This is a genomic window from Streptomyces sp. NPDC058295, assembly GCF_042880655.1.
Lineage (GTDB): Bacteria > Actinomycetota > Actinomycetes > Streptomycetales > Streptomycetaceae > Streptomyces > Streptomyces coriariae.
The window spans coordinates 46,586-60,146 of the sequence record NZ_JBHVYO010000001.1 but is presented as its reverse complement, the minus strand read 5'-3'; the positions used below and the strand labels follow the sequence as shown (position 1 = coordinate 60,146).

Annotated in this window: 8 protein-coding genes; 4 read left to right on the top strand and 4 right to left on the bottom strand. The window is 72.8% G+C overall.

All coding sequences use genetic code 11. From position 1 onward, the window contains the following. Positions 1–79: 79 nt before the first annotated feature. The 4 genes from ACFVYS_RS00210 to ACFVYS_RS00195 form a co-directional block, all read right to left on the bottom strand. A complete protein-coding gene (locus ACFVYS_RS00210) occupies positions 80–940 on the bottom strand; it encodes a hypothetical protein (RefSeq protein ID WP_389497353.1) in 861 nt (286 codons plus the stop codon). A gap of 270 nt (positions 941–1,210) precedes the next feature. After that, on the bottom strand, positions 1,211–2,317 hold the full coding sequence (gene prfB / locus ACFVYS_RS00205; RefSeq protein WP_389497351.1) for a peptide chain release factor 2: 1,107 nt from the start codon (positions 2,315–2,317) through the stop codon (positions 1,211–1,213). Between the two features lie 168 nt (positions 2,318–2,485). Next, positions 2,486–3,739: a serine/threonine-protein kinase gene (locus ACFVYS_RS00200; RefSeq protein ID WP_389497349.1), complete on the bottom strand. Its 1,254-nt coding sequence runs from the start codon at positions 3,737–3,739 to the stop codon at positions 2,486–2,488. Positions 3,740–3,882: 143 nt separating this feature from the next. Then, positions 3,883–5,592 (bottom strand): protein kinase, encoded by a 1,710-nt coding sequence (locus ACFVYS_RS00195; RefSeq protein WP_389497347.1) that lies wholly within the window; start codon positions 5,590–5,592, stop codon positions 3,883–3,885. Positions 5,593–5,928: 336 nt separating this feature from the next. Here ACFVYS_RS00195 and ACFVYS_RS00190 point away from each other — a divergent pair, with 336 nt between their 5' ends. The 4 genes from ACFVYS_RS00190 to ACFVYS_RS00175 all read left to right on the top strand — a co-directional run bounded on the left by ACFVYS_RS00190 (position 5,929) and on the right by ACFVYS_RS00175 (position 13,467). Continuing rightward, on the top strand, positions 5,929–9,612 hold the full coding sequence (locus ACFVYS_RS00190) for an FHA domain-containing protein (protein ID WP_389497999.1): 3,684 nt from the start codon (positions 5,929–5,931) through the stop codon (positions 9,610–9,612). Between the two features lie 276 nt (positions 9,613–9,888). Continuing rightward, positions 9,889–11,271: an ABC transporter substrate-binding protein gene (locus ACFVYS_RS00185; RefSeq protein WP_389497345.1), complete on the top strand. Its 1,383-nt coding sequence runs from the start codon at positions 9,889–9,891 to the stop codon at positions 11,269–11,271. A 7-nt stretch (positions 11,272–11,278) separates the two neighbouring features. Then, positions 11,279–12,619 (top strand): carbohydrate ABC transporter permease, encoded by a 1,341-nt coding sequence (locus tag ACFVYS_RS00180; protein ID WP_389497343.1) that lies wholly within the window; start codon positions 11,279–11,281, stop codon positions 12,617–12,619. A gap of 20 nt (positions 12,620–12,639) precedes the next feature. Next, positions 12,640–13,467 carry a carbohydrate ABC transporter permease gene (locus ACFVYS_RS00175; protein WP_389497997.1) on the top strand — a complete coding sequence of 276 codons (828 nt, stop codon included), beginning with the start codon at positions 12,640–12,642 and terminating at the stop codon, positions 13,465–13,467. Positions 13,468–13,561: the final 94 nt, after the last annotated feature.

Below are 13,561 nucleotides of genomic sequence, written 5' to 3'. Positions count from 1 at the left end.
ACACGTACGTGAAGGGGCCCGGAGCTGACGCTCCGGGCCCCTTCGCGTGTACGTCACGTACGGACGCGACCACCTGACGTCAGGCAGCGGCTCCGCCACGGCCGGCCGCGAGGCGCGGCAGCACCCGGAAGCCGATGCCGCCGGCGATCATCGTGGCCGCACCGACGATCAGGAACGTGGTCTGACCGGCACCGGTCTCGGCGAGCTCCTTGCCACCACCCTGCGCGGTGGTGTCGGCGGCGGCGTCCGAGGTGTCGGTCAGCGCGGAGCTGCCCTCCTCCTGGGTGGAAGTGCCGTCGGTGTCGGTGCCGCCGGTGGAGCTCGAACCGCCGGTGGAGCTCGAACCGCCGGTGGTTTCCGAACCGCCGGTGGTGGATCCGCCGGTGGAGTCGTCGCCGCCGGTGGTGCTCGAACCGCCGGTGGTCGAGCTGCCGCCGGTGGTCGAGCCACCCGTGGTGGTGCTGCCACCGGTCGTGGAGGAACCGCCGGAGTTCGAGCTGCCACCGGTCGTGGTGGAGCCACCCGTGGTCGAGCTGCCACCGGTCGTGGAGGAACCGCCGGTGGTCGAGCTGCCACCGGTCGTGGTGGAACCGCCCGTGGTGGGGTCGCCACCAGTGCTGGACGTGCCGCCGATGGTGACCGTCCCGCCGATGGAGGCGGCGCCGCCGATGGAAGCGGTGCCCTCCGTGGTCGAGCCGCCCGTCGTGGTCGTCGAACCGCCCGTCGTCGTGGTCGATCCGCCCGTGGTCGTGGTCGGGTCACAGTCAGGAGTGGTGACGATGTCGCACGGGTCGTCGTCGCCGGCAGTGGCGACCGTGCTCGTGTCGACAAGAGCGTCGTCGTCGGCCGAGGCGACGCCGGCGACCGTCAGCGAGGCGCCCGCGGCAATGACGGCGCCGGCGGCTATGCGCGCGAACCGAATGCGCGTCTTCTTGGTCATATAGCTGCTACCCCCAGTAGCTGAATCGTCGATGAGGCCGCGCCCGGGGCCGTGATCGACGGGGGTAGCTGAGATGTAGCCGAGGCCCCCGGTTCACATGCGCCCCAGAGATACGCATGCCACACTGCACCTTCCCCACTTTTCAAAGCATCGTCAAGGTCGTTGCGTACGCAATGTCCAAGTCGGGCCGCTTTGCGTGTCGTTGGTGCTGTGAATGTGATGTAAAAAGCAACCGCCCCTGATTGAGGGGCGGTTACCTTGTCGACAAAGTTACTTCTCTTGCTGCTTGCGCCAGCGAATTCCGGCTTCCAGGAACCCGTCGATCTCACCGTTGAACACGGCCTCGGGGTTACCGACCTCGAACTCGGTGCGCAGGTCCTTGACCATCTGGTACGGGTGCAGGACGTACGAACGCATCTGGTTGCCCCAGGAGTTGCCGCCGTCGCCCTTGAGCGCGTCCATCTTGGCCTGCTCCTCCTGCCGGCGCCGGTCGAGCAGCTTGGCCTGGAGGACGTTCATCGCGGACGCCTTGTTCTGGATCTGCGACCGCTCGTTCTGGCAGGAGACGACGATGCCGGTGGGGAGGTGGGTGAGGCGCACCGCGGAGTCCGTGGTGTTCACGCCCTGGCCGCCGGGGCCGGAGGACCGGTAGACGTCCACCCGCAGCTCGGACTCGTCGATCTCGATGTGGTCGGTGGTCTCCACCACGGGAAGGATCTCGACACCCGCGAAGGAGGTCTGCCGACGCCCCTGGTTGTCGAAGGGGGAGATCCGCACGAGCCGGTGCGTGCCCTGCTCCACGGAGAGGGTGCCGTAGGCGTACGGGATCTGCACGGCGAAGGTGGTCGACTTGATGCCGGCCTCTTCGGCGTACGAGGTCTCGTAGATCTCGGTCTTGTAGCCGTGCTGCTCCGCCCACCGCAGGTACATCCGCTGGAGCTTCTCCGCGAAGTCGGCGGCGTCGACGCCACCGGCCTCGGCACGGATGTTCACGAGCGCCTCGCGGGAGTCGTACTCACCGCTGAGCAGCGTACGGACCTCCATCTCGTCCAGCGCCTTCTTGACGGAGGTCAGCTCGGACTCGGCCTCGGCGAGGGTGTCCGAGTCGTCCTCCTCCTGGGCCATCTCGAACAGCACGGAGAGATCGTCGATCCGGCTGCGCAGCGCGTCGGCCTTCCTGACCTCGGCCTGGAGGTGGGACAGCTTGCTGGTGATCTTCTGCGCCTCGTCCGGGTTGTCCCACAGGGACGGCGCGGCCGCCTGCTCCTCGAGCACGGCGATATCTGCCCTCAGCTTGTCGAGGTCCAGAACGGCCTCGATCGACTCCATGGTCGAGGAGAGGGACTTGAGCTCTTCGGATACATCGACGACTGCCACGCCTCCAGCCTAACGGACCCGGCATCCCGGCCCGCCCGGCCTCGACCGCCGACCCCGGCGGCCGGCCTTGACCACCGAACCCGGTCGGCACATCCAGCCCGTCCGGCGATCGAGGACGAGGCCCCTTCAGGGCCGGCAGCGGAGGTCCGGGGGCGGCAGCCCCCGGGGTCAGGGTGACTCCGGCGCCGAGTTCTTCGTGTCCTGCGGAGTCGCCCCCGCGTCGTCGCCCGAGGTGGCCGCCCACGTGCCGATCCCCGCCGCGGCGGCCAGCGCCACCGCCGCCACGCCCAGCGTGATCCGCCGCCGCCGGGTGGCGGAACGGTTCCGTGCCGAGCCGGGGCGCGGCGCGCCCGCCGCCCTCGGCACCCGTGCCGTGCCGTGCGCCCCGCCCGCCAGCTCGTCCGGCGCGGGCACCCGCATCGACGTGTGGGTGTCCCGGTTGGAGTCCGGCTTCGCGCCGGGCACCAGCGGGACCGACCCGCGCCGCACCCGCCCGGAGGGCGCCGCGGGCGAGGACGCGGAGGGCGCGGTCTCGGCCGGCTCGCCCTCCCCGTCCTCCTGCTCCGGGTCGGGCTCGTCGACGTCCAGCGGCGGCATCCCGGCCAGCGCCGGCAGCTGCTCCCGCAAGCGCGCCGCCAGCTCGGACGCCCGCAGCCGGGACGCCGGCGCCTTCGCCAGGCACTGCACGAGAAGCTGCCACAGCTCGTCCGTGATGCCGGGGAGCGGGGCGACAGACTCCGTGACGTGCCGCCGCAGCACCGCGCCGGGGTGGCCGCCGCCGAACGGGGTGAAGCCCGCGAGGAGCTCGTACAGCACGGTCGCCAGGGCGTAGATGTCCACCGAGGCACGCGGCGGCAGGCCCTCCACGATCTCCGGCGCCAGATAGTCCGGCGTGCCGATGATCTTCGTGGCGCGGGTCCGTTTGGGGGTGTCGATCAGTTTCGCGACGCCGAAGTCGGTCAGCAGCGCCCGGTGCGAGCCGCCGGGGCCGAGCGGGCCCTGCATGTCGAGCAGGATGTTCTCGGGCTTCACGTCCCGGTGCACGATCCCGGCCGCGTGCGCGGCGGCCAGTCCCTCGGCGATGTCCGCGACGATCGCCACGGCGGCCTCGGGCGCGAGCCGGCGGTCCCGTTCGAGGCGGGTGCGCAGGTCCGTGCCGCGGACGAGGTCCATGACCAGGGCGAGGTCGTTGCCGTCGACCACCAGGTCCCGTACGGAGACCACGTGCGGGTGCTCCAGGCCGAGCAGTGCCGTGCGCTCCTGCACGAAGCGGCCCACCAGCTCCTCGTCGGAGGCGAGGTCCTCGCGCAGCAGCTTGACGGCGACGGGCCCGTCCGGTCCGTCGCCCAGCCACACCGTGCCGGCGCTGCCCCGTCCCAGGATCTGGTGGGCGGTGTACCGGCTGCCGATCTTCCGTGCCAAGGCTGCTCCTACAGACGCGTGTTGCCCATCAAAGTACGCGTCCGAGGAGCCAACCTTCACCGCGGAGACGGAAATCACCCGCCGGATGTCGACAAGTACACAAGCTCACGGTCAGAACCGGAGCCCGGGGCGCTCGCCGGGGCTCAGTTGTTGCCCGTGCTGCCCGTGCCGCCGCCACTCGAGTCGGCCAGGTCGCCGATCCAGCCGGTGACGTCGTTGAACCAGCCGCTGATCAGCTGCCAGTAGTTCTTGCCGGTGCCGATCCAGCCCTGGAGCGGGCTCAGCTCCCAGATCAGCCATCCGGCCACGAACAGGATGACGATCGTGAACAGGCAGCCCTTCAGGCAGCCCAGCCCGGGGATCTTCATCGGGTTGGCACTGCGCTGTCTCGGCTCCCGCGGCTGCCGGGGTTCCGGCTCCGGCCGCTGCCTCGGCTGCTGCTGGGGCGACGGCGCGTACCGCTGGGGCTGCTGCTGCGGCTGCTGGTGCTGCGGCGGCGGCGCGTACTGCTGCTGCGGCTGCCCCTGGTAGCCGTAGCCGGGAGGCTGCTGCTGGCGCTGCTGAGGCCGCTGCTGCTGGTTCTGCTGCGGATACGGCTGCTGCGGCTGCTGCTGGCGGGAGACCTGCCGCTGGGGGCGGCGGCGCAGCGGGTCCTCGCCGGGGTCGAGGTACTGCTGGACCTGCGTCGGTTCGTTGCGGTCGCGGGCGGCCCGCATCTGGGACTGCCAGGGATGCGGCTCCTGGCCCTGCTGGCCCCCCTGCTGTCCCTGCTGGTGCGGCGGCACCGGCGGCAGGACGGCGGTCGGATCGGCGGCGCCCGCGGGACCGCTGGTGTGCGGCAGCACGGCGGTGGGGTCGGCGGCACCGGCGGGACCGCCGGTGTGCGGCAGGACGCTGGTCGCGGCGTTCGGGTCGTAGGCGCCGCCCGGCACGGTCGCGGGCGCCGGGTCGGGCGCGAGCAGGTGGCCGACGCCGTCGGCTGCGGCGATCTGCATCGAGTTCGCGTGCACCCCGATGCCCTCGGCGACGATGCGCAGTCCGCGCGCGAGGTTCTCGGCGCTCGGCCGGTCGTCGGGGTTCTTGCGCAGACAGCGCTCGATGACCGTCCAGAGCGGGTCGGGGACCGTGGACGGGCGGCGCGGCTCGGCGTTCAGGTGCTGGTGCAGGACCTCCAGGGCGGAGCCGCCGGAGAACGGCGGACGTCCGGTGACCAGCTCGTACAGCAGGATGCCGGCCCCGTAGATGTCCACGGCCGAGGTCTGCGGGCGGCCCTCGGCGGACTCCGGCGCGACGTACGCGGGCGTGCCGACGAACTCGCTGGTCCGGGTCAGGCCCGGGGAGTCGGCGAGGCGCGCGATGCCGAAGTCGGTGAGCAGCGGGTGCATCTGCCCGCCGTTCTGCTTCAGCAGCACGTTGGCCGGCTTCAGGTCGCGGTGCACGACGCCGTCGGCGTGGCTGGCGGCGAGCGCGTCGGCGACCTGGGCGGTGAGCAGGGCTGCGGCGACGGGCGTGAAGGGGCCGTTCTCGCGCAGGTAGCGGTGCAGGTCGGGGCCTTCGACGAGGTCCATGACCAGCGCCAGCAGATCGCCCTCGACGACCAGGTCGCGGACCCGGACGATGTTCGGGTGGGTCAGGCGCAGCAGCACCGACCGCTCGCGCAGGAAGCGCATCACGACATCGGGGTCGTTCGCGAGCTCCTCCTTGAGGACCTTGATCGCGACGGTCTCCCCGGGCTGGCCGGCCACGGCCGCCTCGGCGCCCGCGGTCTCGCGCTGGCGCGCTCGCCAGACGGTGCCCGTGGCGCCGCGTCCGAGCGGCTCCTCGAGCAGGTACTTGCTGCCGACTGGCCGCACGTCACGCGCTCCCTGCTGCTTGCTTGCCTGTCCTGTCCGTGTTCCGACCCACTGTAGTGCCGCAGTGCGGACACCGGGCTGTCGTCGTTGTCCGAAGCAAAGACGCTCCGCCCGGTCTTCCTGGTTGCCGGGGCCGGACGTGACCGATCTCAACTGATCGTCGGTGGCGCACTTGTCCGGCACTTTTGCGGGCAGAGCCGACCAATCAAGATCACTTGTCCCCGGGTGTGGGGCGCGTTGTCAGTGACAGGTGCGAGGATGCCTTCAGTACTGGCCGCTGTGCTCGTGTGGGGTGGGGGGAAGTCCGCGCCCGTGCAGAAGGGACCGCTGACGGCGATGCAGATCCGGCTGACCGTCGTAGACCCGACGGGCCCGCCCTTCCCCGCGCCGGGCTCCGCTCGCGCGGGGGGAGTTCAGGCGCGGGCCCGCACCGCGAGCTGCGACGTGCTGGTCACGGCGCCCGCCGGCACGGCCCTGGCCGCGGTGGCGTCCGCGCTGGCCGCGGCGGTCTCCGGGGAGGGCGCCGCGTCGGCCTCCTCCGCGGCGGCGGTCGTGCTCTACGCGGGCGTGGAGCGGCTCGACACCCAGCGCTGCACGCTCGGCGAGCCGCCGTTGATCGACGGCGCCGTGCTGTCCCTGGGCGCCCCGGCCGACCCCGAACCGCATCCCGAGGTCGACGAGGCCCCGGCCCGGCTGCACGTGGTGGCCGGACCCGACGCGGGCGGGGTCCATCTGCTGCACGGCGGCCAGGTCCGCGTGGGCCGCTCCGCCGACGCCGACGTACCCCTCGACGACCCGGACGTCTCGCGCCTGCACTGCACGGTGACGCTCTCTCCCGAGGGCCGGGTCACGGTCGCCGACCTCGGTTCCACCAACGGCACCACCCTGGACGGCACCCGGGTACAGGACCGTCCTGTCCGCCTCGCCCCCGGCGCCCTGCTGCGCGTCGGCGAGTCGGCTCTGCGGCTGGCCCCGCCCGGCGGCCCGGGTCCGCGGGCGGCGACCACCCCGGACGGCGAGGGCCATGTCCGGGTGCCCTGCGCGGGCACGGAGGCGGCGGGCGACGGCCCGTCCGGCGGGAGCCCCGGCCCGGCCGCGGGCGCGGCACACGCGCGTGCGGCGGGCGACGGTGCGGGCGACCGAGGCCCCTCCGGCCCGACCGGCCACGCCCACGGCACGGTGGACTGGAACGGCTCGTCGGAAGGCCGCGGCGGGCGGACGCGCGGCGCCGGGGAAACCCACGCGGCGCCTCCGGTGGTACCCGGCCAGGGCACGGCGCCGCGCATCGAGAGCCGGCGCGGCGGCGAGCCACGCGCAGTCGACCCCGCGCGCCGGAACCCGCCCGGACCGGCTGCCTCCGGCGGTGCGTCCGGAGCGGGCGAAGGCTCCTCGGCCACCCACGCCGGCCACTCGGGCCTCGGCTCGTTCACGGGGACGTACGACGACGTCCGGGGGCCGCACGGCGCGCCGGAGGACGCGGGCGCCCCGCAGCACCCCACCGCCTCCGCTCCCGAGCCCGCCGCCCCGTCCGGCCCTCCGTCCGGCCCTTCGTCCGTTTCCCCGGCCGCGTCCCCCTACGGCGACGCCCCCGAAGCCGATCCGCGCGCGGCCTCCCGCCGCAAAGGCACCCCGCTGCGCGGCACCGACGTGCCCCCCGGCGTGCGCAGACGCGGAGGTCGCGGAGGTCTCTCCGCGTGGGCGCGCCGGCTGGCCGGCGGCCGCGGCGACACACAGGACACGGACGCCCCCGGGACCTACGAGGAGGAGGAAGAGGCCGCGGCGCAGTCGTACCCGTCGCCCGCCGCCTCCCCCGCGCCCGAGACCTGGCCGGACCCGGCCGCGCTGCTGCTGACGGCGCTCGGCCCCGGCCCCCGGCTGTGGGAACGCGGCCCGGGGCACCCGGAGGCGCTCACCGTGCGGCTCGGCACCGCCGACCGGCCGGCACCCGACGGCTCGGGCCTGCTGCCCGCCGTACCGGTGACGACGGGGCTGCGCGAGGTCGGCGCGCTCGGTCTGGCCGGGCCGCGCCCGCGGCTGTCCGGGCTGGCACGCGCGGTGCTGGCCCAGCTCGCCGCGCTGCACTCCCCCGACACCCTGGAAATCGTCCTGATCAGCACGGACCGCGCGCGTTCCGAGGAGGAGCGGGTCGCCGAGTGGTCCTGGCTGGGCTGGCTGCCTCAGCTGCGCCCGGGGCACGGACAGGACTGCCGTCTCCTGCTCGCCTACGACCGCGACCAGGCCACGGCCCGCGCCGACGAGCTGCTGCGCCGTCTGGAGGACCACCTCGCCGACAGCGCGGGCGGCCCCAGCGGCCCGAGCGGTACGGGACCGGTCCAGGTACCCGCGCCCCGCGGCGCCGGCCGCCGTCCCTCCTGGGCCGTGCCGGACGAGACCGACGACGGCGGCTTCCCCGGCCCGTACACCGTGGTCGTCGTGGACGGCGATCCCGGCGGCGCGGACCTGCGCGAGGCGGTGACCCGGCTGGCGGTGGCCGGACCGCGCGCGGGGATACACGTCGTCTGTCTGGCCGAGACGCCCGCCGCCTCCCCCTCCTCTCCGGTCACGGAGACCTACGAAGCGGCCTGTGCGACGGCGCCCACGTTCCGCGCGTGCGGAGCCGTCGCGCTGCTCAGCGGGGACGTGGCGACGGCGCTGCGACTGCTGCGGGTCGCGCCCGCCGGGGCGGAGACGGAGCGGCCCGGCCCGGTGGGACCCGGCACCGTCGGCGCGGTGGACGCGGTCTCCCTCGCCTGGGCCGAACGCTTCGCGCGGGCTCTCGCGCCGCTGCGCCCGGACGGCGCGGGCGGCGGCGAGCGGCACACACGGGTGTCGGCTCCGCTGCCCCAGTCGGCCCGGCTGCTGGACAAGCTGGGCCTCGCCCGTGCCACCCCCGCCTCACTGATGGCCCGGTGGGCGGACGCGGCCGACGACGCCGAGGCGCTCGGCGGACGGGCCTGGGCCGTGCTCGGCGCGGGGCCGCGCGGACCGGTCGGCGTGGACCTGGTCGCCGAGGGCCCGCACCTGCTGATCGAGGGCCCGACCGGCAGCGGGCGTACGGAGCTGCTGCGGGCGATCGTGGCCTCACTGGCCGCCGCCGAGCGGCCGGACCGGCTGGGCATCATCCTGCTGGACGGCCGTGACACCGTCGGCAAGGGCGGCGGCGGTCACGGCGACGGCCTGCGGATATGTACGGACGTACCGCATGTCACCACCCACCTCACCGCCAACGACCCGGTCCGCATGCGGGAGTTCGCGCAGTCACTGAGCGCCGAGCTGAAGCGGCGGTCCGAACTGCTGGGCCGTTCCGGCTTCGTGGAGTGGCACACGCAGCGCGCGGTGTCCGGCCGTATCGTCCCGCAACGCAACCCGAACGCCCCGTCCCCGGGAGCCGGGCTCGGCGGCGGCTCCACCGGCGGCGCCGCCGACATCGAGGCCCCGCCCAGCACCACGCTGCGGCTGCGCCCGGGAGCGGCCGCCCGGCAGCGGGCCGAGGCGACTCCCCCGCTGCCCCGTCTGGTGGTGGTCGTCGACGACCTGGACGCGCTCGTCTCCCCCGCCCTCGGTTCGCCGGGCCGGCCGGCCGCCGGTTCGGTCATGCGCGCGCTGGAGGCGGTGGCCCGCGAGGGCGAGCGGCTCGGCGTGCACCTGGTGGCCGCGGCAGGCCCCGGGGGCCGTACGGCGGAGTCGGAACCGGCCCGGCTGTCCACCGTTCGGATCACTCTGGACCCGCCGGGTTCCGGCACGGACGAACCGGCGCCGGGCCGCGGCCGGCTCAAGGGCGCGGACGGCCGTCTCACCCCCTTCCAGGGCGGCCGCGTCACGGGCCGCATCCCCCGTACGGCGACGCTGCGCCCCACGGTGGTCCCCCTGGAGTGGCAGCGCATGGGCGACCCCCCGGCCCGTCGCCCGGTACGGGAACTGGGCAACGGCCCGACGGACCTCGCCCTGCTGGCCAGCGCCCTGGAGCGCGCCGCGCGGCAGCTCAGCCCGTCCGGGGGCGCACCCGCCGGGAGCGCGTGAGGCGAGACCCTCCCGGGCCGAAGCCGACCCGGGCGGGGTCCGCCCCAGCCGGCCGCAGCAGCCGGCCGGGGCGGTGGCCCCCGGCCGCCGCCCGCCTCGGGCCGCGCGCACCGGCCCCGCGTCGAGAATCGCGCACCTTGCGATCACGACGCGGTCACGATCCCCCGCTTGACAGCACAGGCGCCCTTGCCGAGCCCAGGTACCCGGCGTAGACCAGTGCTCACGGGACAGCGCTCGAACGTTCACGAGTCGACGAGGACGAAGAACGGGGCAGTGATGCGCAGCACGAGCAACACCATCCGGACACGCAGGACCGTGAAGGCGGCCGCCACGCTCCTGGCGGGAGCGCTCGCGCTCTCGCTCACGGCGTGCGGCAGCGACGACGACAAGAGCGGCGGAAGCGAAAGCAGCGCCGGAGGCAAGGAATCCGGCGGCACCCTCACCCTCCCCAAGCTCGACGGCACCACGCTCGAAGTGGCCGCCGTATGGACCGGCACCGAACAGGCGAACTTCAAGAAGGTCCTCGCCGAGTTCGAGAAACGCACCGGCGCGAAGATCACCTTCGTGCCCGCCCAGGACCCGATCATCAACTTCCTCGGCTCGAAGATCGCGGGCGGCTCACCGCCGGACGTGGCGATGCTGCCGCAGCCCGGCGCCATCAAACAGGCCGCCGACAAGGGCTGGGCCAAACCGCTGGGCGCCGAGGCCCAGGCGGAGCTCACGAAGAACTACTCGCAGGGCTGGCAGGACATCGGGAAGGTGGGCGACAAGCAGTACGGCGTCTACTACAAGGCCGCCAACAAGTCGCTGATCTGGTACAACGCCAAGGTCTTCGAGAACGCGGGCGCCACCGACCCCGCGACGTGGAAGGACCTGCTGAGCACCGCGCAGACGGTGTACGACTCCGGCGTCACCCCGTTCTCGATCGGCGGCGCCGACGGCTGGACCCTCACCGACTGGTTCGAGAACGTCTACCTCTCCCAGGCGGGCCCGGAGAAGTACGACCAGCTCGCCCAGCACAAGATCAAGTGGACGGACCCCTCCGTGAAGGAGGCCCTGACCACCCTGGCCCAGGTCTGGGGCAAGAAGGACTGGGTGGCGGGCGGCGCGAGCGGCGCGCTCCAGACCGAGTTCCCCGCCTCGGTGACCCAGACCTTCACCGGCGGCGAGCAGCCGAAGGCGGCCATGGTCTACGAGGGCGACTTCGTGCAGGTCAACATCGCCGACACCAAGTCGAAGGTCGGCACGGACGCCAAGGTGTTCCCGTTCCCGAAGGTCGGCGACACCGCGCCGGTGGTCTCCGGCGGGGACGCGGCCGTCATCCTGAAGGACTCCAAGGGCGCGCAGGCGCTGGCGACCTTCCTGGCCTCGCCGGACGCGGCGGAGATCCAGGCGAAGCTCGGCGGCTATCTCTCGCCGAACAAGAACGTCGATGTCTCCGTGTACCCGAACGAGGTCCAGCAGACGATCGCCAAGGCGCTGGTCGCGGCCGGCGACGACTTCCGCTTCGACATGTCCGACCAGGCCCCGCAGGCCTTCGGCGGCACCCCCGGCAAGGGCGAATGGAAGGACCTCCAGGACTTCCTGAAGAACCCGACGGACGTGGCCGGCATCCAGGCGAAACTGGAGTCGGACGCGGCCGCGGCGTACGGGAACTGAAGCGGAGATGGCAATGCCAGCGGCGGGGGCTCCCGGGGCCCCCGCCCCTCCTCGCTCGCGCAAGAGTGTGACCGGCACCCGAAGGACCGTGGCCGCGCTGTTCCTGCTGCCCGCCCTGGTGCTGCTCGGCGCACTCGTGGTCTACCCCATCGGGTACTCGGTCGTGCGCAGTTTCTACGACCAGTCCGGCGACGGCTTCTCCGGCGTCGACAACTACAAGGCCCTCTTCACGGACGAGGGCATCCGTACCGCCCTCAAGAACAACGTGATCTGGGTGGTGTTCGCGCCGACCATCGCGACCGCGCTCGGTCTGATCTTCGCCGTGCTGACCGAACGGGTGCGCTGGGGCACCGCGTTCAAGCTGGTCGTCTTCATGCCGATGGCGATCTCGATGCTCGCCGCCGGCATCATCTTCCGGCTGGTCTACGACCAGGACCCGGACAAGGGCGTCGCCAACGCGGTGTGGGTGGGCGTCCACGACACGTTCGCCGAATCCTCGGCGTTCCCGAAGGCCCACCCGGGCCGCGACTCGCCGCTCGAACGGGAGAACGGCGGCTTCATCACCAAGGCCGCCGTGCACACCGGCGAACCGGTGAGTCTGCCCCTGGTCGGCGTCGCCCCGGACCAGATGCCCGGCAGCGCGGAGAAGGCCGTGCAGGCGCGGCCCGAACGGGGGCAGATCACCGGGACCGCCTGGCAGGACTTCACCCGCGGCAAGGGCGTCGGCGCCCTCGGCACGCCCGACCCCTCCGAACTGGGCTACGCCGGAATGAGGATCGAGGCGGTGAAGGACGGCAAGGTGGTGGCCTCGACCAAGGCGGCCGACGACGGCACCTTCACGCTTCCTGCCAAGGCCGACGGCGCCCAACTCCGGCTGCCCGCGAGCAACTTCAAGGAGGCGTACAACGGACTGGACTGGCTCGGCCCGTCCCTGGTCACACCGGCCATCATCGGCTCGTACATCTGGATGTGGGCGGGATTCGCGATGGTGCTGATCGCGGCCGGCCTGGCGGGGATCCCGCGGGAGCTGCTCGAAGCGGCCCGGGTGGACGGCGCCAACGAGTGGCAGGTGTTCCGCAGAGTCACCGTCCCGCTGCTGGCACCGGTCCTCGCGGTCGTCGCCGTCACCCTGATGATCAACGTGTTGAAGGTCTTCGACCTGGTCTTCATCATCGCCCCCGGTTCCTCGCAGGACGACGCGAACGTGCTCGCCCTGGAGCTGTACCGCAAGGGCTTCTCCGAGGACCAGCCCGGCATCGCCAGCGCCATCGCGGTGTTCCTGCTGCTGCTGGTGATCCCGGTGATGTGGTTCAACGTGCGTCGGCTCAGGCGGGAGGTGCGGCGGTGACCGGGCGACTCGAGTGGGTCATGGAGAAGCTCAACGGCGGGCTGGTGCGCGCCTTCCTGATCATCGTCGGCCTGTTCTGGCTGGTGCCGACCATCGGACTGCTCATCTCCTCGCTCCGCTCCCCCGAGGACATGAGCGCCGACGGCTGGTGGAACGTGTTCAGCGAGCCGTCCCAACTCACCTTCGACAGCTACCGGAAGCTGCTGGAGAACGGCGACATCACCGGCTCCCTGGTCAACACCGTGCTGATCACGGTGCCGGCGACGGTCCTGGTCGTCGTCATCGGCGCGCTCGCGGGCTACGCGTTCGCGTGGATGGAGTTCCCGGGCCGGGACTGGTGGTTCCTGGGCGTCGTGGGGCTGCTGGTGGTGCCCGTGCAGGTGGCGCTCATCCCGATCGCCGAACTGTTCGGCAAGGTCGGCCTGTTCGGGAACATCCTGGGGGTGATCCTGTTCCACGTCGGGTTCGGACTGCCCTTCTCGGTGTTCCTGCTGCGGAACTTCTTCGCGGAGATCCCCCGCGAACTGCTGGAGGCGGCCCGTCTCGACGGCGCCGGTGAACTGCGGCTGTTCGCCCGCGTGGTGATGCCGCTGGGCGCCCCCGCGATCGCGTCCCTGGGCATCTTCCAGTTCCTGTGGGTGTGGAACGACATGCTGGTCGCGCTGGTGTTCACCAACGCCGACAGCCAGCCGATCACGGTCGCGCTCCAGACCCAGGTACGGCAGTTCGGCAACAACATCGACGTGCTCGCGCCCGGCGCGTTCATCTCGATGGTGATCCCGCTGGCCGTGTTCTTCGCGTTCCAGCGGCAGTTCGTGTCCGGCGTGATGGCGGGCGCCGTCAAGTAGCCGGTCGGCAGCCGGTCAAGTGGTCGGTCAAGCACTCGGTCAAGTGGCCGGTGGAGCAGGGGCGGGGCGGGTCATCGGCCCGCCCCTTTCCGTT

Excerpts from the sequence above, each read along its gene's own strand:
- ACFVYS_RS00210 (WP_389497353.1), bottom strand. The coding sequence starts at position 940 with ATGACCAAGAAGACGCGCATTCGGTTCGCGCGCATAGCCGCCGGCGCC.
- ACFVYS_RS00190 (WP_389497999.1), top strand. The coding sequence starts at position 5,929 with ATGCAGATCCGGCTGACCGTCGTAGACCCGACGGGCCCGCCCTTCCCC.
- ACFVYS_RS00185 (WP_389497345.1), top strand. The coding sequence starts at position 9,889 with ATGCGCAGCACGAGCAACACCATCCGGACACGCAGGACCGTGAAGGCG.
- ACFVYS_RS00180 (WP_389497343.1), top strand. The coding sequence starts at position 11,279 with ATGGCAATGCCAGCGGCGGGGGCTCCCGGGGCCCCCGCCCCTCCTCGC.
- ACFVYS_RS00175 (WP_389497997.1), top strand. The coding sequence starts at position 12,640 with ATGGAGAAGCTCAACGGCGGGCTGGTGCGCGCCTTCCTGATCATCGTC.